This window comes from Kitasatospora sp. NPDC091335 (assembly GCF_044757205.1).
In the GTDB taxonomy this organism is placed as follows: Bacteria; Actinomycetota; Actinomycetes; order Streptomycetales; family Streptomycetaceae; genus Kitasatospora.
Genome location: NZ_JBIVUM010000010.1, coordinates 1 through 24,081, shown reverse-complemented (window position 1 = coordinate 24,081; position 24,081 = coordinate 1). Strand labels below are relative to the sequence as shown.

The 24,081-nt window shown below is 73.5% G+C and carries 28 protein-coding genes; 14 read left to right on the top strand and 14 right to left on the bottom strand.

Annotated elements, in window-relative coordinates:
* Positions 1-141 precede the first annotated feature (141 nt).
* Entirely contained in the window at positions 142-789 is a 648-nt protein-coding gene (locus tag ACIQOW_RS21525) for a hydrolase (RefSeq protein WP_401087316.1), read from the bottom strand.
* Positions 790-1,200: 411 nt separating this feature from the next.
* Between ACIQOW_RS21525 and ACIQOW_RS21520 the strand changes: the two genes are divergently transcribed.
* A complete protein-coding gene (locus ACIQOW_RS21520) occupies positions 1,201-1,938 on the top strand; it encodes a LysR substrate-binding domain-containing protein (RefSeq protein ID WP_401087314.1) in 738 nt (245 codons plus the stop codon).
* A 508-nt stretch (positions 1,939-2,446) separates the two neighbouring features.
* Here the strand turns inward: ACIQOW_RS21520 and ACIQOW_RS21515 are convergent.
* On the bottom strand, positions 2,447-3,436 hold the full coding sequence (locus tag ACIQOW_RS21515) for an Lrp/AsnC family transcriptional regulator (protein ID WP_401087312.1): 990 nt from the start codon (positions 3,434-3,436) through the stop codon (positions 2,447-2,449).
* Between the two features lie 245 nt (positions 3,437-3,681).
* Between ACIQOW_RS21515 and ACIQOW_RS21510 the strand changes: the two genes are divergently transcribed.
* Together ACIQOW_RS21510 and ACIQOW_RS21505 are read left to right on the top strand one after the other, a co-directional pair.
* The gene (locus tag ACIQOW_RS21510) at positions 3,682-5,337 is read left to right on the top strand and encodes an MFS transporter (protein WP_401087310.1); all 1,656 of its coding nucleotides are present in this window, start codon (positions 3,682-3,684) and stop codon (positions 5,335-5,337) included.
* 229 nt (positions 5,338-5,566) lie between these two features.
* Positions 5,567-6,520, top strand: a complete 954-nt coding sequence (locus tag ACIQOW_RS21505; RefSeq protein WP_401087308.1) for a Gfo/Idh/MocA family oxidoreductase — start codon at positions 5,567-5,569, stop codon at positions 6,518-6,520.
* A gap of 331 nt (positions 6,521-6,851) precedes the next feature.
* Here the strand turns inward: ACIQOW_RS21505 and ACIQOW_RS21500 are convergent, their stop codons facing one another.
* The 3 genes from ACIQOW_RS21500 to ACIQOW_RS21490 form a co-directional block, all read right to left on the bottom strand.
* Entirely contained in the window at positions 6,852-8,087 is a 1,236-nt protein-coding gene (locus ACIQOW_RS21500; protein WP_401087306.1) for an MFS transporter, read from the bottom strand.
* A 270-nt stretch (positions 8,088-8,357) separates the two neighbouring features.
* Complete coding sequence (locus tag ACIQOW_RS21495) at positions 8,358-9,092, bottom strand: TSUP family transporter (protein ID WP_401087304.1); 735 nt, start codon at positions 9,090-9,092, stop codon at positions 8,358-8,360.
* A gap of 130 nt (positions 9,093-9,222) precedes the next feature.
* Positions 9,223-10,584: a right-handed parallel beta-helix repeat-containing protein gene (locus ACIQOW_RS21490; protein ID WP_401087303.1), complete on the bottom strand. Its 1,362-nt coding sequence runs from the start codon at positions 10,582-10,584 to the stop codon at positions 9,223-9,225.
* Between the two features lie 31 nt (positions 10,585-10,615).
* Here ACIQOW_RS21490 and ACIQOW_RS21485 point away from each other — a divergent pair, with 31 nt between their 5' ends.
* Both ACIQOW_RS21485 and ACIQOW_RS21480 read left to right on the top strand, forming a co-directional pair.
* Complete coding sequence (locus ACIQOW_RS21485) at positions 10,616-11,839, top strand: Dyp-type peroxidase (RefSeq protein ID WP_401087301.1); 1,224 nt, start codon at positions 10,616-10,618, stop codon at positions 11,837-11,839.
* Positions 11,836-12,654 carry a phosphotransferase enzyme family protein gene (locus ACIQOW_RS21480; RefSeq protein ID WP_401087299.1) on the top strand — a complete coding sequence of 273 codons (819 nt, stop codon included), beginning with the start codon at positions 11,836-11,838 and terminating at the stop codon, positions 12,652-12,654. The genes ACIQOW_RS21485 and ACIQOW_RS21480 overlap by 4 nt, the downstream gene beginning before the upstream one ends.
* 104 nt (positions 12,655-12,758) lie before the next feature.
* Here ACIQOW_RS21480 and ACIQOW_RS21475 read toward each other — a convergent pair whose 3' ends face one another.
* Positions 12,759-14,018 (bottom strand): cytochrome P450, encoded by a 1,260-nt coding sequence (locus ACIQOW_RS21475; protein ID WP_401087298.1) that lies wholly within the window; start codon positions 14,016-14,018, stop codon positions 12,759-12,761.
* Between the two features lie 116 nt (positions 14,019-14,134).
* On the opposite strand from ACIQOW_RS21475, the gene ACIQOW_RS21470 reads away from it, so the two are divergent.
* Positions 14,135-14,353 (top strand): DUF4345 domain-containing protein, encoded by a 219-nt coding sequence (locus ACIQOW_RS21470; protein WP_401087296.1) that lies wholly within the window; start codon positions 14,135-14,137, stop codon positions 14,351-14,353.
* Between the two features lie 155 nt (positions 14,354-14,508).
* Here the strand turns inward: ACIQOW_RS21470 and ACIQOW_RS21465 are convergent, their stop codons facing one another.
* Positions 14,509-14,790, bottom strand: a complete 282-nt coding sequence (locus ACIQOW_RS21465) for a metal-sensitive transcriptional regulator (protein ID WP_380355567.1) — start codon at positions 14,788-14,790, stop codon at positions 14,509-14,511.
* A 115-nt stretch (positions 14,791-14,905) separates the two neighbouring features.
* Positions 14,906-15,226 (bottom strand): heavy-metal-associated domain-containing protein, encoded by a 321-nt coding sequence (locus ACIQOW_RS21460; protein WP_401087294.1) that lies wholly within the window; start codon positions 15,224-15,226, stop codon positions 14,906-14,908.
* Positions 15,227-15,493: 267 nt separating this feature from the next.
* Here ACIQOW_RS21460 and ACIQOW_RS21455 point away from each other — a divergent pair, with 267 nt between their 5' ends.
* Complete coding sequence (locus tag ACIQOW_RS21455) at positions 15,494-15,691, top strand: hypothetical protein (protein WP_401087292.1); 198 nt, start codon at positions 15,494-15,496, stop codon at positions 15,689-15,691.
* Positions 15,692-15,732: 41 nt separating this feature from the next.
* Here the strand turns inward: ACIQOW_RS21455 and ACIQOW_RS21450 are convergent, their stop codons facing one another.
* Positions 15,733-15,915, bottom strand: a complete 183-nt coding sequence (locus tag ACIQOW_RS21450) for a zinc-binding dehydrogenase (protein WP_401087290.1) — start codon at positions 15,913-15,915, stop codon at positions 15,733-15,735.
* A gap of 164 nt (positions 15,916-16,079) precedes the next feature.
* Between ACIQOW_RS21450 and ACIQOW_RS21445 the strand changes: the two genes are divergently transcribed.
* The 3 genes from ACIQOW_RS21445 to ACIQOW_RS21435 all read left to right on the top strand — a co-directional run bounded on the left by ACIQOW_RS21445 (position 16,080) and on the right by ACIQOW_RS21435 (position 18,093).
* Positions 16,080-16,247 (top strand): hypothetical protein, encoded by a 168-nt coding sequence (locus tag ACIQOW_RS21445; protein WP_401087288.1) that lies wholly within the window; start codon positions 16,080-16,082, stop codon positions 16,245-16,247.
* Between the two features lie 197 nt (positions 16,248-16,444).
* Positions 16,445-17,854, top strand: coding sequence for an MFS transporter (locus ACIQOW_RS21440; protein WP_401087286.1), 1,410 nt, complete (start codon positions 16,445-16,447; stop codon positions 17,852-17,854).
* 89 nt (positions 17,855-17,943) lie between these two features.
* On the top strand, positions 17,944-18,093 hold the full coding sequence (locus ACIQOW_RS21435; protein ID WP_401087284.1) for a hypothetical protein: 150 nt from the start codon (positions 17,944-17,946) through the stop codon (positions 18,091-18,093).
* An 83-nt stretch (positions 18,094-18,176) separates the two neighbouring features.
* On the opposite strand, the gene ACIQOW_RS21430 is transcribed toward ACIQOW_RS21435, so the two are convergent.
* The 4 genes from ACIQOW_RS21430 to ACIQOW_RS21415 all read right to left on the bottom strand — a co-directional run bounded on the left by ACIQOW_RS21430 (position 18,177) and on the right by ACIQOW_RS21415 (position 21,908).
* Positions 18,177-19,394 (bottom strand): cytochrome P450, encoded by a 1,218-nt coding sequence (locus tag ACIQOW_RS21430; protein ID WP_401087283.1) that lies wholly within the window; start codon positions 19,392-19,394, stop codon positions 18,177-18,179.
* Complete coding sequence (locus ACIQOW_RS21425; protein ID WP_401087281.1) at positions 19,375-20,607, bottom strand: acyltransferase family protein; 1,233 nt, start codon at positions 20,605-20,607, stop codon at positions 19,375-19,377. Before ACIQOW_RS21425 ends, ACIQOW_RS21430 begins: the two co-directional genes overlap by 20 nt.
* A gap of 217 nt (positions 20,608-20,824) precedes the next feature.
* Positions 20,825-21,034 (bottom strand): DUF397 domain-containing protein, encoded by a 210-nt coding sequence (locus tag ACIQOW_RS21420; protein ID WP_401087279.1) that lies wholly within the window; start codon positions 21,032-21,034, stop codon positions 20,825-20,827.
* Positions 21,021-21,908, bottom strand: coding sequence for a helix-turn-helix domain-containing protein (locus tag ACIQOW_RS21415; protein ID WP_401087278.1), 888 nt, complete (start codon positions 21,906-21,908; stop codon positions 21,021-21,023). Before ACIQOW_RS21415 ends, ACIQOW_RS21420 begins: the two co-directional genes overlap by 14 nt.
* A gap of 283 nt (positions 21,909-22,191) precedes the next feature.
* Here ACIQOW_RS21415 and ACIQOW_RS21410 point away from each other — a divergent pair, with 283 nt between their 5' ends.
* From ACIQOW_RS21410 to ACIQOW_RS21395, 4 genes are all read left to right on the top strand, one after another.
* Positions 22,192-22,617, top strand: coding sequence for an ATP-binding protein (locus ACIQOW_RS21410; protein ID WP_401087732.1), 426 nt, complete (start codon positions 22,192-22,194; stop codon positions 22,615-22,617).
* Complete coding sequence (locus tag ACIQOW_RS21405) at positions 22,614-22,895, top strand: hypothetical protein (protein WP_401087277.1); 282 nt, start codon at positions 22,614-22,616, stop codon at positions 22,893-22,895. Before ACIQOW_RS21410 ends, ACIQOW_RS21405 begins: the two co-directional genes overlap by 4 nt.
* Positions 22,892-23,092 carry a hypothetical protein gene (locus tag ACIQOW_RS21400; RefSeq protein WP_401087275.1) on the top strand — a complete coding sequence of 67 codons (201 nt, stop codon included), beginning with the start codon at positions 22,892-22,894 and terminating at the stop codon, positions 23,090-23,092. The genes ACIQOW_RS21405 and ACIQOW_RS21400 overlap by 4 nt, the downstream gene beginning before the upstream one ends.
* A 92-nt stretch (positions 23,093-23,184) precedes the next feature.
* Positions 23,185-23,433: a hypothetical protein gene (locus ACIQOW_RS21395; protein ID WP_401087273.1), complete on the top strand. Its 249-nt coding sequence runs from the start codon at positions 23,185-23,187 to the stop codon at positions 23,431-23,433.
* 3 nt (positions 23,434-23,436) lie between these two features.
* Here the strand turns inward: ACIQOW_RS21395 and ACIQOW_RS21390 are convergent, their stop codons facing one another.
* Complete coding sequence (locus ACIQOW_RS21390; RefSeq protein WP_401087272.1) at positions 23,437-23,787, bottom strand: hypothetical protein; 351 nt, start codon at positions 23,785-23,787, stop codon at positions 23,437-23,439.
* Between the last annotated feature and the right edge of the window lie 294 nt (positions 23,788-24,081).

The window sequence follows — 24,081 nt, the reverse complement described above, 5'->3', positions numbered from 1 at the left end:
ATGCGGCCCAACATATCCCCAACCCGCGCAACCCCCCCCCCCCCCAACCTGGCCGGGGCCCCGCCCCCCCCCGCCCCCCCCCCCCCGGGGGCGGGGGGGGGCGCCCCCGCGCCCCCCCCCCCCGCGTCCACGTGTGAGTCGTCAGTCCTTGCCGAGGAGCTGAAGCTCCCAGGCCAGGCTGGTGCCGAAGCTGCCGCCGTGGTCGAACATGATCTGGCTGATGCCGGGGACGGTCGCCTCGCGTGCCCAGTCGCGCTGCCACTCTCCGAGGACGGTCCCGGCGGTCGTCGGGATGACGCCCGCCTGGATCATGCGCTGCACGCCGCGTTCATGCGCCTCGACCGTCGTCGCGCCGGACGCGTCCGTCACCGCGAACACCCGGTAGCCGTCGGCCATGGCGTGGATCGCGGGGAAGGCGAGACAGATGTCCGTCCACAGGCCGGCTATGAGGAGGTCCTTGCGGCCGGTGGCGGCGACGGCGTCCACCACCCGCTGGTCCTCCCAGGTGTTGATCGTGGTGCGGTCGATCGGCTTCTGCTCGGGGAACACGTCCTGGATCTGCCGGATGATCCGGCCACCGCGGTCCTCGACGACCGTGGTCAGGATCGTCGGTACGTCGAACAGCTTGGCGCCCTTCGCCAGAGCGGTCACGTTGTTGACCACGAGGTTGGGGTCCATGCTGTGCGTCCCGGCGAACTGCGCGCCCTGGTGGTCGATCAGCAGGAGGACCGACCTCTCGGGCGCGAGCAGTGCGTCCAGGCCGGTGTAGGTGATGCCATTGGCTGCCATGTGAGTCTCCGGTATCGCGGGTTCCCCGAGAGGCCGGCCGGCCCTCGTCGAATCGAAAGCTCCCATCGCGGCGTGCGGCCTCGCATCGGTGACGGCCGCCTAACCTCCGGGGTCCAGTTGCGGCGGCGTCCGGATCCTGATCGGACACCGCCGTGACGATCGCGGTGGCGGCACCGAGCCAGGCGAGGAATCCACAGGCCGGCGGAGCGAAGGACGAGCGCGGCAGGGGCGGTCGTTCACGGGGGAGCGATCCCTTCCAGGGCACGCTGCGGCCGGACGTTGCCGCCGATGCCGTGCGCGGCCCGGTAGTTCACCCTGCCGACCCCACCCGGGCCCGGCAGGGCGAACAGCCGGGCCACCACCATCCGGCGGGCGCCGCGGGACCACCGGCTGCTGCTGGTGTGGTTCGCGATGATCGGCGCGAGCTGGTGGCAGCTGCTCCTCGCGCCCCTGTTCGCCTTCGTGCTGGGCCAGTTGGCGTTGCTCGGGCACGATGTCGCCCATCGCGCGGTGTTCGCCGGCCGCCGGGCGGCCGATCTGGCGGGCATCCTGCTGGGGAACCTCGTGGTCGGGATGAGCTGCGGATGGCGGGTGGACGACCACAACCGGCACCACGCGCATCCGAAGGTCCGTGATGGGGAGATCGACGCGGCCGTGGTCGCGGGACCGCCGGACGGCGAACCCGCAGGGGTGGCCCCGCGGGTGCTTCTGGAGGACCGGATCGTCGCGGTCCTCCCCGCCGGGAGCCGGCCCTCGAACCGTCCGATGGCCCTCTGCGAGGCGGTCGGCGGCCCGGTCATCAGCTACGGTCCCGACAGCGGAGCGCACGCGTTCGTCCGCGAGGCGTTCGCCACGGCGGGGCTGCGGCTGGACATCGCCTGCGCGACGAACGATGTCGCCCTCCAGCTCGCCCTGGTCGCCGAGGGGATCGGCATCGCCCTGACCTCCAGGGCGAGTCCGGTCCTCGCCGCCGACCGGCGCTTCACCGTGGTGCCGCTGGAGCCCGCCATCCGGTTGCGAAAGGTGTTCGTGTGGCGAGCCGGTACCCGGCCCAGCGTGCCGCTGCGGGCCTTTCTCGACCTGTGGACGGAGCTGTCCGACCGGCCGGCGCCTGACGGTCCGGCGGCCGGGGCCACCATCGGTGGATGACGTCCGCAAGGGCGGGGCGGTCGCGGGTCGAAGTGCTTCGGCGCACCGCCGGACCGGGCGCGAAGGGGCTACGGCCCGAAGGGCGATGACGGTTCGGCGCACCCTCTCGGATCACGCGGCGGCAGTGGAACGGGGCCATTTCCGGTGACGCGCTTGAAGGCGTTCTCCGAGGAGTACCCGAGGGCGGCGGCCAGGGCGGCGACCGGTCTGCCGTCGTGCCGAAGGCCGTGCCGGCCGTATGCGCCAGTGGCAGGGCTGGTACGGGTGGGTCGAGACGGTGCGTGGTGAGAGGAAGACGTCGTCGGCGACGATGTTGTCGATGCTGACGGCGAGGGCCTCGCCGTTGCGCATGCCGCAGCCGCTCATCAGGTCGGTGACGAGGCAGAAGGTGTCGTCGCCGGCGGTGCGTATGTCCCGGACCTGGGCGGGGGAGGGGATGACGGCTCGCTCGGGGTCGTCCTGGGGTGGCGGCCAGGTGGCGGCCAGGTGGTGGCGGAGTGCGGCGGGGTCAGGCGTGGGTGGGGTGGACGAGGCGGCCGTGGTGGATGAGTGAGACGGACTGCTTGAGGCGGCGCACCCGGATGCTGATCTCGTAGCCCCTGATGCCCTCGATGCGGGCGACGCGGCTGCTGAGGTAGCGGTAGAAGTCGGGGGTGTCCTTGCAGATGACGATGGCCATGATGTTGTGCCGGCCGCTGACGGCGAAGGCGCAGGCGCACTCCACGTGCCGGCTGATCTCCTCGCCGATGCGGTGCAGCTGCGACAAGTCGACCTGGAGCCACAGGGCGGCGTTGAGCTCGTAGCCGAGGCGTTCGGGCATCGCGTCGACGTCGTAGGTGAGGGAGCCGGTGGCTTCCAGCGCCTCCAGCCGTCGGGCGACGCGCGGCTTGGACCAGCCGGTGAGCTCGGCCAGGCGGGTGTGCGAGGCCCGGCCGTCCTCCGCCAGGGCTTCGAGGAGGGGGAGGTCCTCGTCGCCCGGGGCGAGCGGGGGCCTGCCGGGGACGGGGCGGTCCTCGGTCAGCCGTCGTACCTGGTCGTCGGTGAGGGAGCCTTCCGCGCCGGTCCAGCCTGCCGTGTCCGGGCTGCCGAAGGCGTGGACGACGAGGTCGACGCTCAGGTCGAGGACGGAGGCGGCCCTGGGGAGCTGCCGCAGGAGGATGTCGTCGCGGGCGGTGCCCGCGGGTGAGCGGATGATGCAGACGATCTCCCCGCCGGAGACGACGCCGACGTAGGCGACCTCGGGCCTGCGGGCGAGGGATTCCGCGAGAGGGCCCACGGCGTCCGGGCGGCAGCGCAGCCGGGCGATCCACTCGGCCTGGCCGTGGGCGGCCGGGTTGCCCAGCCCGACGACCCGCAGGACGCCGCTGCGGCGCAGGGCGTTGTAGCGGCGCGCCACGGTCTGCTCGGACACCCCGACGACCTCGCCGAGGCGGCGGAAGGAGACGCGCGGGGCGCAGTGGAGTCCGTGGATGATTTTGCGGTCCAGATCGTCGGGCATGGAGGAATCCTGCCACGGTGTACCGGCCGGATGGAGGCTTGGCAACGCCGGGCCGGATCGCCTGGGGGGTTCGGCGGCCCCGGGGCGAAGCTGGTCGGCGGCTCCGCGGGTGATCGGTGGACGGCGCGGACAGCGGCGGCTCCGCCGGTGTGCCCGCTCCCGGAGCAGGGCGCGCGCCGGACGGCGGCGCTCATCCAGCACAGGGGTGCCCGCGCGGCACCCTCCGCAGCCGAAGGAACGTCCTCGTGAACTCCGCAACGGTGCAGGACCCCAGGGCCGGACGGGCCGTCACGCTCGTCCTGGCCTGCCTGGGCGTCTTCGTCGCCTACCTTCCCGTGACCACCGTGTCGGTGAGCCTGCCGGCGATCCAGCGGGCCCTGGGCGCCACGACGGCCCAACTGTCCTGGGTGCCGGACGCGTTCGTCCTGCCGATGGCCGCGCTCATCCTGACCACCGGCGTGTGGGGCGACGTCCACGGCCGCAAGCGGGTCTTCCAGGCCGGCATGGCCTTCTGCGCGCTCGGCGCGGCGATCGCGCTGACCGCGGACTCGGTGCAGGTGGTGTGGGCCGGGCAGGCGCTCTCCGGCCTGGGGGCGGCGGCGCTGCTGCCCACCACGCTCGCCCTGATCAGCCACGCGGTGCCGGACCACCGGGAGCGGGGCAGGTTCATCGGGCTGTGGGCGACGTCCCTGCTGGCCTCGCTCGCCGTCGGTCCGCTGATCGCCGGCGTGCTGCTCGACCACGTCGCCTGGCGCTGGATCTACCTGCTGCCCATCCCGGTGTCGTTGACCGTGCTGGTCGTCGCGGCGTTCCTGCTGCCCGACTCGCGCGCGCCGCACGGCCGCCGGCTCGACTGGCCCGGGCAGATCACCGCGGCCGTCGCGGTCACCGCCGTCGTGTACGGCGTCATCGAGGGCGGCGCCGACGGCTTCGGCGAGCCCGCCGTGGTGGCGGCCCTGGTGCTCGGCGCGCTCGGCGCGGTCGCCTTCGTCCTCGTCGAGCGCCGCAGCACCAGCCCGATGCTCGACCTGGCCCTGTTCCGCAGTCCGGCCTTCACCGCCACCGCCCTGGTCGCCATGATCAGCTTCCTCGGGCTGATCGGCTTCTTCTTCGTGCTGAGCCTGTACTTCGGCCTGGTCCAGCACCTGAGCACGCTCGAAGCCGGACTGCGGATGGTCCTGGTGTCCGGGACCTCCCTCCTGGTCGGCATCCCCGTCGGACGGCTGATGCACCGGGTCTCCGCCCGCGTCCTGATCACCACCGGCCTGGTCCTGACGGCGACCGCGCTGCTCACGCTGACCAGCCTCGACGCCCACACCTCGTACGGCTCCCTCGCCTGGCGACTCGTCCTGCTCGGTCTCGGCCTCGGCGCCGTCTTCGCCCCCATGACCGCCTCCGCCGTCTCCTCCGTCCCCCACCACCTGGCCGGCATGGCGGCGGCCGGGAACAACGCCTTCCGCCAGGTCGGCGGCGCCCTCGGCCCCGCCGTCCTCGGCGCCCTCCTCACCACCCGCGCCCTCGACGCCCTGCCCGGACACCTCGCGGACGCCGGCCTCCCGGCCGAGACCGGCAGCCTCGTCCTCGGCACCGCCCGCGACCAGGGGCTCGGCGCCGTCGCCGGACTCGACCTCGGCGCCGCCACCGGACCGGCCCTCGGCGCCCTCGGCGACTCCTTCCTCGACGGCCTGCGGCTCTGCCTCGTCGTCTCCGCCTCGCTCGTCCTGCTCGCCGCCCTCGCCTGCGCGGTCCTGCTGCGCCCGGCCAAGCCGGTCGGCAGGCCCTCGCCGACGGCCGCCGACTCCGCGACGTCGGCACCGGCACCGACACCGGCGCGCCGCCTCGCGACCGCCTCGGCCGGCGGCGTCGCGGCGCCGGACGCCGTGACGGAACGGACCCAGTGACGGTACGCACCCCGTGACCCGGGCCGGGCCCGGCCCACCACCGGTGCCCGGCGGAACCCCGCCGGGCACCTGACGGCCCCGCCCGCGAGGCGGTGGAGCACGGCCCGCGGGGCGGGCGGGTCGACGGCCCGGCCGTATCGTTGGCCCGGTGTGCCGAGGTGGCGGCGCGACGACGAGTCGCCGGAGCCCCGGGGTGCGGGGCCGGAGCGGACGAGGGGAAGAGGGACTCATGACCGAACGGGTACGCGTGGGCCTGGTCGGGGTCGGCGTCATCGCCGGGACCCATCTCGACGTCCTCGCCGAACGGCCTGACGTGGAGCTGGAGTTCACGGTCGATCCGCGCTCCGTGACGCCCGTCGCGTTCCGGGGCTCGGCGCCGCGCCACTACGGCCACCTCGCCACGGCGCTCGACGAGCACCAGCCGGACCTGCTGGTCCTCGCGACACCCACCGAGACGCACGCCGAGCTGACGGAGCTGTCCCTGCTCCGCTCCACGGCCCGGGTGCTGGTGGAGAAGCCGCTGGTGCACGATCGCGCCGCCCTCGGCGCGCTGCGCGCGCTGGACGGCAGGGCCGACGTGCGGGGCAGGGTGTTCACCGCCCACCACTTCGCGTTCTCTCCGGAGGTCGACTGGGCGGCGGAGCTGATCGCCGCGAACCCGGACTGGGGGCCGGTCACGGCCATCACCTCGGCCTTCTACGACCCCTACGTGCTGCGGAGCGAGGCGGCCTTCGCCTCGTACGTCTCCAGCTGGACGGACTCGGGGGTGAACCAGCTGAGCATGCTCACCCGCTTCGTCGAACTCACCGGACTCACCGGCCTCAGCCAGACGGACGGCGGTGCGAGCGCGTGGTGCACCGTGGGGTTCCGCTCCCGGGGCGAGGCGGGCACCGCCCGGCTGCGCAGCAGCTGGCTGACGGGATCCAGCAGCAAGGAGAGCAGCCTGGTGCTCGGCCGGTCCGGTGTGGAGATCTGGATCGACCACACGGCCATGACCGGATTCGCCGCCCGGGAGGGGGAGTTGCTGGCGACCTTCGGCACCGACGGCCGGACCGGGCGGAAGGTCGCCCACTACCGCCCGCTCTACGCGGGCCTCCTGTCCGGCCGGCCCGACCCGGTGCTCGGCTTCGACGCCGCAGCGACGATCACCGCGATCCACCACTCGGTGCCCGGAGCGCGGTAGCCGTTCGGCCGGCGGGATGCCGGGGGGGGGAACGCGAAAGGGCGCCGGATCGACGGGGGAGCGATCCGGCGCCCGGCTCGGGGGCGGGGGCGCGGCATCGCCGCGGCACCCGGTGCGGGCCGCCAGGGACCGCGCCGGAGGCGGCGGGCCCGGATCTGTCGGTCCGTCAGGAGGATGCTACCGACGGTGGCTTGAGCTGTCCATGGTCAGTTCGAGGGGCGGGTGTGCCGGGCCCCGGAGTGGGGTCGGAGTGCGGTCGGAGGTCAACCGGGTTCCGGCGCGGGGCCGTTCGGCCTGCCCGAAGACGCGGCCCCAGCGGAGCGGCGGGGACCTACTGGCCCTCGGCGGAGCCGGTCTCGGCGGAGTCGTCCTTCGGCGCGGCCTCCGGCGCGGCGGCCGGGGCGGCCTCCATCGCGGTCATCCGCGGGAGCAGGAACAGCACCGCGACCAGCAGGACCAGCAGCAGGCCGCCACCGACGAAGAGCGGGGTGCGGATGCTGACGGTGGAGGCGATCCAGCCGCTGAGGGCGGCGCCGGCCATGATGCCGAGGCGGGTCAGCAGCATGTAGCAGCTGTTGACCCGGCCGAGCAGTTCCTTCGGCACGGCCTGCTGGCGCAGCGAGATCGCCTGGATGTTCCAGGTGACGATGCCGAAGCCGATCACGCCGTACAGCGCGGCCACCTCGGCCACCGAGGTGCTCAGGCCCATCAGGATCAGTGAGACGCCCATCAGCAGGAAGGCGACGGCGATCCGGGTGCCCCGGCCGAGCAGGCGGCTGAGCCGGCCCGCCAGGGTGCTGGCGGCGGTGCCGCCGATCGCGCCGGCCGCGAGGACGATGCCGTAGGAGGCGGCGGGGGCGTGGATGACCTTGGTGACCATCAGGACCATCATCGTGGTGCCCATGAAGCAGGTCAGCGCGCCGAGGGTGGAGAGCACGGCGAGCATCCGCACCTCGCGGTGGCGGGCCAGCCAGTCGACACCCTCGCGGATCTCGGTGAGCACCGAGCGGTCCGTCCGGGTGCGCGGGGTGGTGGAGCGGCCGGTGGCGGCGACCAGGACGGCGGCGAGCGCGAAGGAGAGGCCGTCCACCGCGAAGGGAGAGGCGACGGCGACGGCGAACAGCGCCGAGCCGAGCAGCGGGCCGATCAGGTTCCCGCCGACCAGCATGTTGGCCTGCATCCGGCCGTTGGCGGCGTCGAGCTGGTCGGGGCGGACCAGTTCGGGGACGGCCGAGGTGGCGGCGTTGGAGAAGACCGTCTCGCCGCAGCCGAGCACGAAGGCCAGCGCGGCGAGCGCGACCAGTGGCGGGTCGGCGAGGAGGACCCAGCCGGCGAAGGCGAGGACGACGACCGCGCGCAGGGCGTCGATCGTCCACATCAGCCGCCGCCGGTCGGCCCGGTCGGCGAGCACCCCGCCGTACAGCGACATCACCAGGAAGGGCAGGGATGCCGCGACGGAGACCACGGAGACCGCGCCGGGGGAGTCGGAGACGGCGACGGCCAGCAGCGGCAGGGCCGAGTCGCGCATGCCGTCGCCGACCGAGGAGATCGCTGACGCGGACCACAACAGGTGGAACTTCCGACCCAGTTGAGGGCGGCTTTTGGACGGTTTTGCGGCCAGGTCAGCTGAGGTCACCGACGCAGTATGTCATGTCCGCGGAGTACTGTTCGGGCGGATTCCGAACTGTCGCTGGTATCCCGAACTGCCCGTGTCGGCACGGGTGTCGGGCTCGTCCGGTGCCGTCCGGAGTGTCGGGTGGGGTTTCGGTCGGTTCGGGCGGGTTTCCGGGCGGACGGGCCGGCGGCGGCGGATGCCGGCGGCCGCGGGCCGGCGCGGTCAGCCGAGCCCGGAGAAGCCCTTGGCGAGGGTGGTCAGCCCGCCCGCGAGCGCCAGGCCCAGCACCACCTGCCGGGCGCGGGTCTCCGGCACCCGGGCGGCGAGCAGCCGGCCGGCCGCCGCGCCGCCCGCGAGTGCCGCGGCCACCAGCCACCAGGCCGCCCCGGACAGCACCGGGAGGTCCTTGGCGGCCAGCGAGAAGGCGTTCACCAGTACGCCGTAGAACTGGGCGTTGGGCAGGAACTCCCGGGCCGTCCAGCCGGTGTTGACGGCGTACAGGGAGACGGCCGGGCCGCCCACCCCGGCGGCCGAGTTCATGAACCCGCTGGTGGCGCCCGCGACCAGGGCCCCGCCCACCCCGCGCAGCGCGGCCGCCCGCACCCCGCGCAGCACCAGCGCCGAGGCCAGGGTGACCAGGACGCCGATGCCGATCAGCAGCGCGGGGGCCGGCACCCGCGCCGCGACCCAGGCTCCGGCCGGCACCGTGCAGGCCGCGGCGAGGACCAGCGGCAGCATCGCCGTCAGCCGGACCTGCCGCCAACTGCCCAGCAGCCCGGCGGCGCTGATGGCGCCGGCGGCGAGGTTCGACAGCGTGACGCCGTCGCCGGGACCGAGCAGCAGGACCAGGACGGGCGCGGCGACCAGGGCGAAGCCGATGCCGGCGAGTCGCTGGACGGAGGCGCCGAGCAGGACGGCGCAGCCCAGGACGAGGTCGGTGGTCCAGGCCTCGGACATCGGATGCGGCCCCCTCCCCGTGGCGGATGACCGGATCGTCCGACGGTCGCACCGATCATGCCGCACGGCCGGGTTGCGGGGTGGGCACGGGCAATGCCCGTCAGTGCCCGTCAGTGCCCGTCAGTGCCCGTCAGTGCTTCGGCAGGGCGTCCGCGGACTCCGGCAGCGGGTAGGCGCCGGCGTCGACCGGACCGGGGAGGTCGGTGGCCGGCCGCCCCGGCGCGCTCGGATCCGGCAGCGACGGCTGGGCGGGCGGCGCCGGGACCTGGCTGAACGGGACGCCGGGCGGCGACTGGACGGGGCTGGTACGGCCGAACGGCGGGGCGGTCCGGCCCTGGACGGCGCAGCCCGCCAGCGTCTCCAGGCCGTCCGGGCTCTGGACGGCGGGCTGGTTGCCGGTGAAGCAGTTGCCCGGGTCGACGGAGGCCAGCACCAGGTCGGTGCCGTTCCCGGTGACCCGGTTGCCCTCGATCCGGTTGCCGCTCGCCGGGTGGCCGGGCGGGTCGGTGACGGCGACGCCGGCCGCGCGGTTGCCCTGGACCAGGTTGCGCTGCACCTGGTTGGCGGTGCCGCCGCCGATCCCGATGCCGATGCCCCAGGCGCCGTCGGCCTGCTGGGGGGTGTCGGCGGCGTTGTTGTCGGTGACGACGTTACCCGCGATCACCGCGCCGTGCTGCGGGGCGAGGGCTTCGAGGTCGTTGGAGTTGACGGTGACGCCGACCCGGTTGCCGGTGATCCGGTTGCCGACCACGGTGAGGTTGTCGGAGGCGTTGGTGATCTCGACGCCGACGGCGTTGCGCTCGACGGTGTTGTTCCGCACCAGGGTGTCGCAGGGCTTGCACTGGCCGACGTAGATGCCGGAGTCGGCGCCCCCGGAGGCGTACGAGTCCTCGATGACGCCGCCGCGGGCGTCGAAGGCGTAGATGCCGTACAGGCCGTTGTTGTACGCGGTGACGTTGCCCGCGCGGAAGCCCTGGAGGGGCGGGAAGCGGACGGTGTCCAGCGGGTCGTAGGCGGAGCCGCCGGCGCCGTGCTGCTGGAGCTTCTCGTCGGTGACGCCGGTGAACAGCACGCCGTTGGCGAGGTAGCCGTGGACGGTGAGGTTCTCCACCACCGAGCCCGGGCCGGAGGCCGTGATGCCGTTGACCAGCTTCAGGCCGCCGTCCAGGACGACGGTGTTGCGGTCGGTGCCGCGCAGCACGACCCGGGGCTTGGTGAGGCGCACGCTCTCCCGGTACGTGCCCGGGTCGACCAGGACGGTGTCGCCCTCGCGGGCGACGTCCACGGCCTGCTGGATGGTCGGGAAGTTCTGCGGGACCCGGACGACCGTGCCGCCGGGGTGCCTGGCGTCGGAGGAGGACGAGCCGCCGGAGGAACAGCCGGAGAGGGCGAGGACGGCGGCGGCGAGCAGGACGGGCAGGCGCTTGACGGCCGGGGTCCCGCGTGAGGGCGTCGTGGCGGAACGAAAGTGACGTGTGGTCAAAAGTTGCATACGGCGTGTTCTATCGTCTCCAATGTGCTCCATGCATGCCGAAGCCGCAAAGGAGCCGGACCAGCCACCGACCGCGGGGGGCGGGGTGGGGCGCCGAGGACTGCTCGCGGGCGGGGCGGTGGCGGCCGCCGGGCTCGGCGCCGGGGCCGCCGCGCTGGCCCTGGGCGGCGGGAGCGCGAGGGGCGACGGATCGGGCCGGGCGGCGCCGCCGCCGTCGGAGCCCTCGATCGTGCCGTTCCACGGTGAGCGGCAGGCCGGGGTGATCGCCCCGCAGCAGCCGGCCACCCAGCTGCTGGCCCTCGACCTGGCACCCGCCGCGACCTCGGACGGCCGGGCCGCGCTGCGCGCCCTGCTCGGGGAGCTGACCAGGGTGCTGGCCGCCGCGGCGGGCGCCGGGGTGGCGGATCCGCGGCTGCGGGACGGGCGGCCCGCCGGGTTCAACAGCGTGCTGGGGGTCGGTCCCGGGCTGGCCGCCCGGCTGGGGCTGAACGTTCCGGCAGGGCTGCTGACCGAGCTGCCCGCCTTCCCCGGGGACCGGCTGGACCCGGCGCGCGGCGGCGGCGACCTGGTGGTCCAGCTGTGCGCGTCGGACCGCTGGCCGCTGTCCGTGGCCGCCGAGCAGGCGGTCGCGGCGGCCCGTACGGCGGGCGCGACGGTGCGGTGGACGCAGTCCGGCTTCCTGCCCAGGACGGCCGGGGGCGCCACCCCGCGCAACCTGTTCGGCTTCAAGGACGGCACGGCGAACCCGGTCGAGCCGGAGGCCGGGCAGTGGGTCTGGGGCCCGCCCGGGCCGCACGAGCACGGAACGGTGCTGGTCTACCGCCGGATCCGGATGGACACCGCCGCCTTCGCCGCCCTCCCCGGAGACCGGCAGGAGCAGGTGATGGGTCGCCGTCTCGGCGACGGCGCCCCGCTGACCGGTACGGCGGAGCACGACGAGCCGGACATCTACACCAAGAACCCGGACGGCTCGTACGTCCTCCCGGCCACCGCGCACGTCCGCCTCTCCAGCCCCCGGCTGGACGGCGGCGCCCGGATGCTGCGGCGGGGCTACAGCTACGACGACGGCCCGGACGACCGAGGGCTGCTGTTCTGCGCCTTCGTGCGCGACCCGGCCCAGTTCACCCGCGTCCAGAACCGGCTGGCCGCGCGCGACTCCCTGAACGCCTTCATCGAGCACACGGCCTCGGCGGTGGCGTACGTGCTGCCGGGCGTGCCGGCGGGCGGGACGCTGGGGGAGGGTCTGTTCGGATGAGCGGGGGAGAGGGGCCGGCCGGGGCGGGCCGCGAGGACGAACTGCCGCTGAGCGGCGGGAACATGAACACCGGAGTGGTCCGGGTCGGGGACACCGTGCGGCGCCCGGCCGGGCCGTGGACGCCCGCGGTGCACGCGCTGCTGGAGCACCTGCACGCGGCCGGGTTCCGGGCGGCGCCGCGCCCGCTCGGCCTGGACGGGCAGGGGCGCGAGGTGCTGACGTACCAGCCGGGCCGGGTGGTCTGGCCCGACCGCTTCGACCTGCTGGACCCGGCCGAGCGGCTGGCCGGGGTGGCCCGGCTGATCCGCGGGTTCCACGACGCGGTACGGGACTTCACGCCCCCGCCGGACGCCCGCTGGCAGGTGCTGATGCCGCCCGACGGCCCCGCCGACATCATCGCCCACAACGACCTGGCCCCGTGGAACCTGGTGGGCGGGGATGGGCACCGGTGGTCCTTCATCGACTGGGACACGGCGGCCCCCGGCACCCGGCTCTGGGACCTCGCGTACGCGCTGCACGGGTTCCTGCCGCTGTCGGCGCAGCCGGGCCTGCGGCGCACCGATGCCGTGGCGGCGGCCCGGCTGCGGGTCTTCGTCGACGCCTACGGGCTGGACGAGGGCGAACGGCGGGCCCTGGTGCCCCTGTTGGGGCCGCGGACGCTGGCCATGCACGACTTCCTGCGGGACCGGGCCGGCCGTGGCGTCCAGCCTTGGGCGAGGTTGTGGGCGGAGGGGCACGGGGAGGTCTGGCGCACCGACGCCGAGTACGTCGAGGAGCGTCGGGAGGCGTGGGAGCGCGCGCTGCTGGACGGCTGACGCCGGGTGCGCGAGCGGCGACGGGGGTGTCCGTCAGCGGTTTCGGGGGCGCCCCGCCCGACGGCTGACGCCGGGCGGGGCGCTGACCGCGTTCGCGGGGGCGGCTACCAGTCCACCGGGAGGCGGGCCGGGCTGCGGGTGGTGCCGCCGAGCTGCCAGGTCAGCTCCGAGACCGGGGTGGTGAGGCGTAGGCCGGGGAGGGCGGTGGCCAGACGGAGCAGTGACTCGCGCATCTCCAGGCGGACCCGCCAGGCGCCGATGCAGTAGTGCGGGCCCGCGCTGAAGGCGAGGGTGGGGGCGGGGAGCGGGAGGCCGAGGTCGGCTTCGAGACCGTCCGGGTGGACGGCCGGGTCGCGGTTGGCGCTGCCGAGGCTGACGGCGACCACCGAGCCGGCCGGGATGGTGACGCCACCGACCTCGACCGGTGCGGTGGTACGGCGGATGGTGGCCTCGTCGTCGCCCAGCGGGATGTAGTGCAGCAGGCGTTCGGCGGTGCGCTCGGCGATGCCCGGGTCGGCGAGCCGCGGCCAGTGGCCGGGGCGTTCGCCGAGCACGTAGACCAGGGCGTTGGCGAGGGCTCCGGCGACGCTCTCGTTGCCGCTGGCGGTGAGTCCGGCGACCAGGAAGACGAGAGAGTCCTCGGGGACGCCGCCGTCCTGGTCGGCGGCCAGGACCAGCCGGCTGACCAGGTCGTCGCCGGGCTCGCGGCGCCGACGGGCCACCAACTCGCCCATGAAGGAACCGAATTCGGCGAGGGTGTCGGTGTGGTCGGGCTCGGCTTCGGACTGGGCGTCCGCGGCCGGTGCGGTGCCCGCGGGCGATTCGGTGTCCGCGGCCGGTTCGCCGCCCTGGGCGAGCAGCGCGCGGGTCCAGCGGAGCAGCCGGTCCTCGTCCAGGTGGTCAGGACCGTCCCCGTCGAGCCCCATCAGCCGGGTGGTGACGGCGAACGGTACCGGCCGGGCGAACGCGGGGACCAGGTCGGCGGGCGGGCCCGCGGCGACCAGCCGGTCCACGGACTGCTGGACGGCGGCCGCGACCCAGGGCTGCCAGCCGGCGATGGCGCGCGGGGTGAAGGCCCGTTGGACGGTGCCGCGCAGCCGGCGGTGGGCGGGCCCGTCCTGGTTGAACAGCGACGCCGGGTTGGCGGCCACGTCGGCGGTGGCGCCCGCGGTGCCGACGTCATGCAGGTCGGCTCGGGTGACCCGGGGGTCGCCGAGGACCTGCCGGACGTCGTGGTAGCGGGTGACGAGCCACGCGGGGGTGCCGTCCGGGAGGGTGGTGGGGTGCGGAGGCTGGGCGGGGGTGGTGGGGAGCCGGTGGAGTGGGGGGAGGGTGGTCCTGGTGTCGGCTGCGGCGGAGTCCATGGGTCCCTTCGCGGGGTCGGAGGTCCGGCTGGGCGAGGAGAGTCAGAGCATCCAATTGTGTTATTTTCACAGTACTTTGGGCGCTTGTGCTGCTTCTCCCGTTACGCGCCGATGATATGCCCTCGATGCCCCGGGCCGCCCGGCAGACGCAGGTGCCGGCCCGGGCGGTGCGGTGGCTGGCGGCGGTGTTCCTGCTGGGCGGCCTCGGGCGGGTGCTGGCGATCGTGGTGGCCGGGCGCCCGCACTGGTTCCAGCTGGTGCTGATGGCGATCGAACTCGGGCTGGGGGCGGTCTACTTGTGGCTCGCCGACGCGGACGAGCGGGCCCGGGGCTGAGGTTCCGCCGTCGGTGCGGGCGCCCTCGGCGGGGTGGCCGGTGAGGGGCGAGGATACCCCCGACCCGTACCCGTGGGCGGCGAAGACGCCCGGGGCCCAGCAGAGTTGTCCACCGGGCCCCGGGCGTGCGGTCGGGCTGCCGTGTCGTCCCGGGGTCAGGAACGGACGAGGCGGGCGATGGCCTGGTTGGCCTCGCGGATCTTGGTGCCCGCCTCCTGGCCGCCCTCGGCGATCGCGTCGCGGACGCAGCATTCGATGTGCTCGTCCAGGAGTTGGAGGGCGAAGGACTGGAGGGCGCGGCTGGCGGCGGAGACCTGGGTGAGGACGTCGATGCAGTAGGTGTCCTGCTCGACCATGCGCTGGAGACCACGGATCTGGCCCTCGATGCGGCGGAGCCGCTTGAGGAAGTCGTCCTTGTGGGAGCTGTAGCTGGCCATGGCCGCCTCCGGTTCCTGTGCGGTGAGGAGTGGCCTCACTCTACCGGCGGCGCGGACGGGGGAGTCGGCCCGGACGGGCGGGATGGTGCCCGCCCGTCCGGGCCGACTCGGGGGGTCAGCCGGCGAGGCGGCCGACCAGCTCGTAGCCGGCCTCGTCGATGGCGGCGGCGATGTCGGAGTCGGCGAGCGGCAGGGTGCTGCCGACGGTGACCTCGCCGGTGGCGAGGTCCACGGCGACCTCGGTGACGCCGTCGAGCTGCTTCAGCTCGGCGGTCACCGAGGAGACGCAGTGGCCGCAGGTCATGCCCTTCACCTGGAAGACCGAGGTCAGGGCGGACTCGGCGGCGGGCGCCGGGCCGGCGTCAGTGCCGCACGAGCCGCAGCAGGAGGAGGCCTCGGTGGCGGCGGACTCGACGGTGACGGTGGTCTCGCTCATGGGTGTGCTCCTGTCGTGAGGGTCCGGCGCCGGCCGGACTGCCCGGGCGGCTGCTTCACTTCAGAACATACCATACCCCCCCAGGGTAATAGCGGGGGTTCGCCGTGGCCCGGGTGGGCGGGGGTTCGTGGCGGTCAACACCGTTCTGTGGCAGTCCTGTTGCGGGTATCCGGGCAGAGTGGAGAGGGCCGGCCACCCGCCGGGTGACCTCCAGGAGGGGACCGGCCTCAGGCGTCCGCCGCCGTCACCGGGCGCGAGGGCGTCGCAGTGGCCCGTACGGCGCACGGGCAGCAGACCCAGTGGATCTTCGACCGGACCACGTACGCGTTCCTCGGCGAACGCACGGTCCTCGCCGAGGCCGGTGACGCGGGGCCGGCCGGGACGGTGGTCGGCACCTCGGCGGTCCTCGCCAAGGCCGCCGTCGACCGGGCCGGTGAGCTCCCGCCGGAGCGGCCGGGCGGCTGACCCCGGCCCCGAAGGAGCCGGAAGGCCCACGGGGCAGAGGATCAGAAGGTCACGACGATCTTCCCGTCCGGGCCGCCCGCGCGGAATCGCTCGTGGGCGGCCCGGACCTCCTGGAGGCCGTACGCGGCGTGTACCCGCAGCCGCAGGGCGCCGGAGTCGACCAGCCCGGCGAGTTCTGCCAGCCCGGCGCCGTCCTCGCGCACCTGGTGGACGGTGGTGCGCACGCCCCGGGCGGAGAGGTCGGGGACGGGCCGGCCTGGGTGGCGATCGACGCGTACCGGCCGCCGTCCGCGACCGCCTCGGTGAGGAAGGCCCCGAAGGTGTCGAAGACCGCGTCGTAGCCGCGGCGCGGGAAGTCGGCGGGGTCGGTGGAGACGCGCTGCGCCCCGTGCTCGCGGGCGAAGGCGATCTGGGCGTCCCGGGAGACCAGGGCGTCGACCTCGGCGCCCCGCGCCCGGGCGATCTGCGGGGCCAGTCCGCCGACCGCACCGGCGGCACCGGCGATCAGCAGCCGTTCCCCGGCGGACACCGCGAGCGGCTCTCTGACGCGCGGTGAAACCCCTTCGGTGAGCACGGAATTCCCGCCGGCCCCTTCATAGATAAACCTTACCCCCCTAGGGTATGTTCAGGGCGTCCTCACCGGGGTCGTCCCGCCGGGTGCATTCGCCATGCCCGTGCTGGAGTTGACGACCACCGATCGCGCCGAGGCCGCCCCGGCCTCGACCTATACCCCCAACGGGTAGGGAGTAAGAGATGGCAACCGACAGCACCGGGCCGAACCCCCGGAGGTGGCGCGCGCTCGCGCTGATCGCCGCCGCACAGTTCGTCGTGATCATGGACACCTCGATCATCGGGGTGGCCCTGCCCAAGATGAAGGACGAACTCGGCTTCGGCCAGGAGGGCCTGTCCTGGGTGTTCAACGCCTACGTGGTGGCCTTCGGCGGGCTGCTGCTCCTCGGCGGCCGCCTGTCCGACCTGCTCGGCGCCCGCCGCCTGTTCAGCGCCGGCTGGGCGATCCTCGGCGCGGGCTCGCTGCTCGCGGGCCTCGCCCAGAACGTCCCGACCGAACTGGCCGGCCGCGGCGTCCAGGGCCTCGGCGCCGCACTGATCGCCCCCTCGGCGCTCACCCTGCTGATGACGCTCTTCGGCGGCAACCCGAAGGAGCTGACCAAGGCCTTCGCCCTGTACGGCGCGGCGGCCCCGGCCGGCGGCACCGCGGGCGTCTTTCTCGGAGGCCTGATCACCCAGTACGTCAGCTGGCCGTGGGTGTTCTACATCAACATCCCGGTCGCCCTGGTCGCGCTGCTCGCCACCCCCGCGCTGATGCCCTCCGCGCCCCGGCGCAGCGGCGGCATCGACGTCATCGGCGCGCTCACCGTCACCGCCGGCCTGGCCGCCGCGGTGTACGCCGTCGTCCGTGCCCCGGAGGCCGGCTGGGCCTCGGCGCCGACCCTGCTGACGCTGGCCGGGGCGGTCCTGCTGCTGGCGGCCTTCCTGGTCATCCAGGGCCGGCGCCGCGAGCCGCTGATGCGGCTGGGCATCTTCCGGGTGCCGAACCTCGGGGCCGCCAACCTCGCCCAGTTCCTGCTGGCCGCGGCCTGGGTGCCGATGTGGTTCTTCCTGAACCTCTACCTCCAGCAGGTGCTCCACCTCGGCGCCTTCGCCGGCGGCGCGGCCCTGCTGCCGATGACCGTCGCCATCATGGCCGTCATGATCACCGCGGCGCCCCGGCTGATCGTCCGCTTCGGCCCCAAGGCCCTGGTCGTCACCGGCATGCTGGCCCTCGGCGCCGGCCTGGCCGGGCTCTCGCTGGCCCGCCCGGACGGCAACTTCTGGACCGACGTGCTGCCCGCCTCGCTGCTCGCCGCGATCGGCATGGCGCTCGCCTTCATCCCCTCCCTCGGCACCGCGATCTCCAGCGCGCCCCCGGAGGACGGCGGCCTCGCCTCCGGCATCGTCAACACCGGCTACCAGGTCGGCTCGGCGCTCGGCCTGGCCGCGATGACCGCCCTGGCCGGCGCGCGGACCTCTGACACCACCGTCGAGGGCCTGACCTCGGGGTTCTCGGCGGCCTTCATCGGCGCCGCGGCGATCGCGGTGGCCGGCGCACTGCTCGCGGTGGCCACCCTGCGCACCCCGCGGCCGGGGGCCCCGGCCGCGTGAGGCCGTCCACCGTCCCGTCCGTTCCGTCGGGGGCCACGTCGACCGACGCGGCCCCCGACGGCCGTACCCCCTCGCGTGAAGGAGCCCCGATGACCCGCCCCGAAGCAACAGCCGCCCTGCTGCGCGCCGTTCGCCACCCCGTCACCCGCTGCCTGATCGCCTGCCTGGCAGCAGCCGCCGCTGCGACGGCCGCCGAACCGGCGCGGAGCCCCGCGCGAAGAGGCTGCCCGGGGCGGTGACCGCGTGAGAAGTCGGCCAGGCCGACTTCTCACGCGGACCTGATCAGGTGTCGGGGAGTCCGACGTCCTCCGGCCCCCGGACGTCACCAGGTGACCGGCATGCTCCGCAGGCCGAAGACGATGTCGTTGTGCTTGAACGCGGACGGCGCCAACGGCTCCGCCGGCCGTAGCCCCGGCAGACGGCGCAGCAGTGTGGTGAGCGCGACCCGGAGCTCCATCCGGGCCAGCTGCTGGCCGATGCACTGGTGCGGACCGAATCCGAACGCCAGGTGGGCGCGGGACGGTCGGCGCAGGTCGACGGTGTCCGGGGCGGGGAACACGCCCTCGTCCCGGTTGCCGGACGGGATCGCGGCGACCAGCCAGCTGCCCGCCGCCACCGGGGTGCCGCCGACGGTGACGTCCTCGGTGGCGTACCGCAACAGTCCGAACTGGATCACCGACAGGTAGCGCAGCAGCTCCTCCACGGCGGTGCCGATGGTCTCCGGAGCGGCCCGCAGGGCGGCCGTCCGGTCCGGGTCCGCCGTCAGCACCAGGGCGCTGAGCGTGATCATGCTGGCGGTCGTCTCGTGCCCGGCGACCAGCAGCAGCACGCCGAGCGTGGCCAACTCCGGTACGGTCGGCGGCCTTTCGCTCTCCTGGCCGCGGACGATCAGCCGGCTCAGCAGGTCGTCCTGCGGCTCGGCCAGGCGCCGGGTGATCAGCTCACCGAGGTAGCCCTCCAGCCGGCGGGTGGCCGCGTCGCGGGTGGCCTCGTCGGCCTCGAAGCCGATCAGCACCTCGCTGTCGCGCTGGAAGGCCTCGTGGTCGTCGTAGGGCACGCCGAGCAGTTCGCAGATCACCAGCGACGACATCGGCAGCGCGAAGTCCCGTACCAGGTCGGCGCTCGACCCGGCGAGCATCGCGTCGATGCGCCGGTCGGTGATCCGCTGGACGGACGGTCGCAGCGCCTCGACCCGTCGCACCGTGAACTCGCCGATCAGGAGTCGTCGCAGCCGTGCGTGCTCTTCCCCGTCCAGCTGGATCATCGAGCCCGGAGGCGGGTCGCGCCGGTCGTAGGAGGGCAGCATGTGCATCGACCCCGCGCCGCGGGAGCTCAGCCGTGGATCCGCGAGCACGGCGCGGATGTCCTCGTACCGGCTGACCAGCAAGGCATCCATCCCGGCCGGGCAGCGCACCGGTGACACGGGCGCGTGGGCGCGCAGCCGGGCGTAGGTCTCGTCGGGGTCGAGGGGGCGGGAATCCGGCCGGGCGACCGGGAAACAGGGTAATTCGGACGCCGGATCAGGACGGCGTTTCGTCATGGGTGACGGCTCCAGGGAGGCTGTGGGAGGGCGCATCGCGCCGAGGCGTACGGGGCCGGCCCTCCTCGCGGACCCGGGCGGGGTCCGCGAGGCCCGCGGGGTTCACTGAGTCCGCGAGGTCCGTGGGGTCCGCGAGGTCCGTGCGGCGGCCTCGCGGCCGGCTGAAGCGCCGGACCGCCGGGCGTTCGACCAGCGTGTAGAGGGCCGCCGCGAGGACGAGGCTGATCGCGACGGTGAGCAGGATGTGCGCCAGCCTCGTCGCCGGGGAGGCGGTCGCCGTCCCGCCGGTGGCGTGCGCGGCATCGATCGGGCCGTACTGGATGACGAGGTAGTGCACGAGGTAGAGGGCGAAGGAGATCTCGCCGAGCCACACCATGGTCCGTCCGCTGAAGGGCGTGCGTGCCGTGCGTACGTCGGCGGCGGCGCCGGCGGCGATCACCAGGGCGAGTGCGAACGCGGTCGGTCCGGCGCAGAGCCGGAACACGCCGGGCAGGTGGGACTGGAGCACCACACAGGCGACGGTGAGGAGGAAGGCCGGTGTCATGCCGAGGCGGATCCACTTTCCCGACACCACGATCCGGGCCGTCAGGATGCCGAGGACGAATTCGAGCATCCTGGTGAAGGGCAGGCTGTAGGCGAACCAGGACTGGAGCTCCGCGATCGCCGGGTCCCAGGATGTGGCCGGCCGCGCCGGCAGCAGCTGGGCGGCGAACGGGACGGCGATGACCGCGGCGGCGACGCCTGTTGCCCACGGCCACAGCCGGGGCGGTGGGATGCGCCTGATGAGGCGGATGAGCCAGGGGAACGCGAAGTAGAAGACCAGCTCGCAGCCGAGGGTCCAACTCGGCACGTTGATACCGGTCAGCCCGCCGAGGGCGTCGAAGTTGGGGATCCAGGGCTCGACCAGCAGGAGCGGCGGGATCGTGTTGATCGCCATGATGGGGATGCCCGCGGCGGCCATCAGCGCCACGGCGGCCGCGAAGGTCGTCAGGTGGTTCGGGAAGATCTTCACCAGGCGTCGGCGCCAGAACAGGACGGCGGTGTCGTCCGGGTCGGCGACCCAGGTGAGGATGAAGCCGCTGAGCACGAAGAAGAACGCCACTCCGACCGGCCCGAGAGTGGTGATCAGGTAGGGGAGGCCGGGGTGGATCGATCCGACGAGCTGGCCGGCCAGGTGGGACACGAGGACGGCGAACGCCGCGACGAACCGCATGCCGGTCAGCGACGGTAATCGGCTCGGCCGAGCGGATGGTTCCGGCGTCTGCATGACCGCTTCCCGTCTGACGTGGAATCCGAACAGGTGCGTGGGCGTCGGACCACTATCGGCCGCCCGGTCGGCACGGTCAAGAATGCCTCTCCGACGCACCGCTTCGCTTGCTGCGGTGCTGTGCGCGAGAAGTCGGCCGGGCCGACTTCTCGCGCAGTGTCGGTCAGGTGCTGGGGAGTTCGCCGGTCTTGATGGCGGTGACGAAGGACGCCCATGCGTCGGTGGGGAAGGCGAGTGCCGGCCCCTCGGGGTCCTTGGAGTCGCGGACGGGAATGATGCCGTTGTTGAGGAAGGCGACCTCAACGCAGGCGGATTGTGCATTGCTGCGGCTGGACTTGAACCACACCGCTTCGGTCAGGTCAGTCGTTTTCATAGCTTCCTGCCACTTCGGAGATCAGCAGCTTCGACGCCTGCTCACTGAGCGCTGTCTCCCAGATGTTCGTGAACGCGGCGTCGTAGCGTTCCACTTCGTTGGGCTTGTCCAGGTACAGGTCGCCGGTGAATCCGTCCGCATAGACGGTCGGCGGTTCCGTCTCGGAGCCGTCGCCGTTGAGCGGGAAGCGCAGAATCCCGAACGGGCCCGACGTGACGCCCAGATGCAGCCCCGCGCTGAACGGGACGACCTTGATGGTGACGTTGGGAAGCTCGCCCATCTCCAGCAGATGGGTGAGCTGTGCGGCAATGACCTCGCCGCCGCCGACGGGACGCCGCAGTACTGCCTCGTTGAGTGCGACATCGAAGATCGGCGGATCGGTGAACCTGGTGAGAAGAACCTGGCGGGTCGAACGAAGGTGAACTCGCCGTTCGATCTCGGCATCGTCTTCGTGTGGCAGGCCTGCCCGCATGATCACCCGCGAGTAGTCCTCGGTCTGCAACAGCCCGGGAATCAACTCGCTCTCGTACCAGGCGATCTTCGAAGCCGCCTCCTCCAGTCCGATGAAGAGATCGAACCCCTCGGGGATCACATCCCCGTAGGCGTGCCACCAGCCCCGGGCCTTGGTCTCCTTCGCCAGCCCCATCAGGGCCTCGGTCAGTTCGGCGGGCGCGCCGTAGACCTTGCACATGGCCTCGACATCGAGGCTTCGCAGGGACGTTTGCCCCGTCTCGATGCGCCACATCTTCGCTTCCGACCACTCCAGCCGGCGCGCTGCCGCCCGCACGGTGAGCCGTGATCGGTTGCGCAGATCACGCAGGTACCGCCCGAGTTGCCTGCGCGGCACCGTTGATCCAGTTGACCCCTCCGGCATGGCCTTCCCCTTCCTGGCATCCAGTATGAAGCACCGTCAGCGCTCGAAATGAAAGCACCTGCGTGCTCGCTTCGCAATGAACGTCAACCAGACGAGTGAATGCATTCGAATACCCCAAAATGAAGTCTTGCAGATTATGGAGAGCCCTGCGCAGACTACGGGTAGTAGTCCGTTGCTCGCGCACGGCGATCGTGACGGGTGGCCACCCGGGCATTCCCATGCCACTTCCGGGCCATCGTGTTCGCTGCGAGCCGAAGTTGGAGGGGGCGCTGTCGTGCCCGAAATGCCGGAGAAGCCGTCCATCCCCGCGGGCGAGTGCTCGTGGTGGCTGCCCAAGCAGTACAAGTCCGCCGGCGCCGCGCGCCGATTGCTCCGCACCTTCCTCGCCGGACACCCCGGCAGCGAACGGTTCGTCGACAGCGGCGAGTTGGTGCTCGGCGAACTCGTCGCCAACGCCGTGCTCCACGCCAAGACCCCGCCGGGGCGGCTCGTCCTCGTCCGGTTCGACCTCCAGCCCGAATCGCTCCGGATCGAGGTGCACGACGCCGACGCCAGCCGGCCCTCCCTCTCGCACTCCACCGCGGAGTTCGAGGAGACCGGGCGCGGGCTCCTGCTCGTCTCCCTCCTCGCCTCCGACTGGGGCTGCTGCCCGCGTGAGGGTGGTATCGGCAAGGCGATGTGGGCGCTCATCGAAGGGGGCGCGAAGTGAACGTCGAGCTCCCCTTCCCGATCTCGGCCGAGATCAAGGGCGTCACGGAAGTCGCCACCTTCACCAGGCTCACCGACGCCCTCGGTGCCATCCGCACCGGCCTCGCCCGGCTCCCGCTGGACGACGACCAGGCCGGATACCTCGCCGACTACTTCAGCGAGGCCTCCGCCGCCCGGATCGCCCACCAGCTGGTCGAGTTCGGCGCGGTCCGCGCGATGGCCTACATCGGCGTCGAGTCCGCCCACCCGGTCTATCTTCGTGTGGCGGACCCCGCGTGACCGGGCTGCGCCTGACCTGGGCCCGTATCGAGATGTGGTGGTGCCTCAGCGCCCAGTTCTCCCGTCCGGTCCGCGCCATCAGTCCGCGCCGCCAGGCCGCCCACGCCGAGATGCGGCTCTGGGCGGCCACCCCGGGCAGCGCGGAAGCTCTCCTGCGAGCGGTGCTCCGGCAGGCCGCCGGGCACCCGTCCGGATGAGCAAGGCTGCCGGGCGATCCCACCCGGATCGCCCGGCACCTCCTGTCCACGACTGCCGCCTGCTCGCGGACTTGGTCCGGGTCGAGAATGCCGTGGCCCTGCGTCGAGCACTTCCGGAAGTCCTGTCGTGGAGCAGCTTTCTGCCCGACGAGGACATCGAAACCCTGCTCGCGGAGCTGATCGAAGCGGTGCGCAACGCGGTGACCCCGGACAAGCTCGTCCCGATCGCGCTCCTGCTCACCCAGTGGAAGCACAGCGCCGAGGTCTACGCGGACCCGGCCCTGCTCGCCGTCCTCACCCGCGAGCCCGAGGGTGACCACGGTCCCGTTCGTCGCCCCTGACGCTCACTGCGCCTCAAGTGCGTCGGCGCGCTGCTTCAGCTCCTCGGCGATGTCGTCCCAGTCCGGGCCGTGCAGGTGGAGGCTGTCGGCCGCCTCGCGGATCAGCTCCGGATCGTCGGGGCGCTGGAGCAGGAGCAGCCGGTAGGCGAGATTGCGGAGCCGGACAGGCAGGTAGCCGTCCACGAGGTGCGGGCAGAGCGTGCGCGGCATCGTGAGGATCTCCTCCGCGTCGGCGAAGGTCAGCCGTGCGATGAAGTGGAACTCCTCGTGCTCCCGGCTGAGTTCGCAGGCGGGGGTGGGGCCGTACTCGTCGCCGTAGAGGCAGCGGGCGAGGTCGGTCAGGGTGCGGTGCATGCCGGGATCCTACGGAGCGCGGGAACGGCAGTGGGGGGGGGGGGGCCGCGCCCCCCCCCCCCCCCCCCCCCCCCCCCCCCCCCCTGGTGGGCGCCCCCCCCCACCCCCGGGTGGTGGGGGGGGGGGGGGGGGGCGCCCCCCCGGGGGGGGGGGCGGGGGGGGGGGGGGGGGGGGGGGGGGGGGGGGGGGGGGGGGGGGGGCCCGCCGGTGGAGTGGGGGGAGGGTGGTCCTGGTGTCGGCTGCGGCGGAGTCCATGGGTCCCTTCGCGGGGTCGGAGGTCCGGCTGGGCGAGGA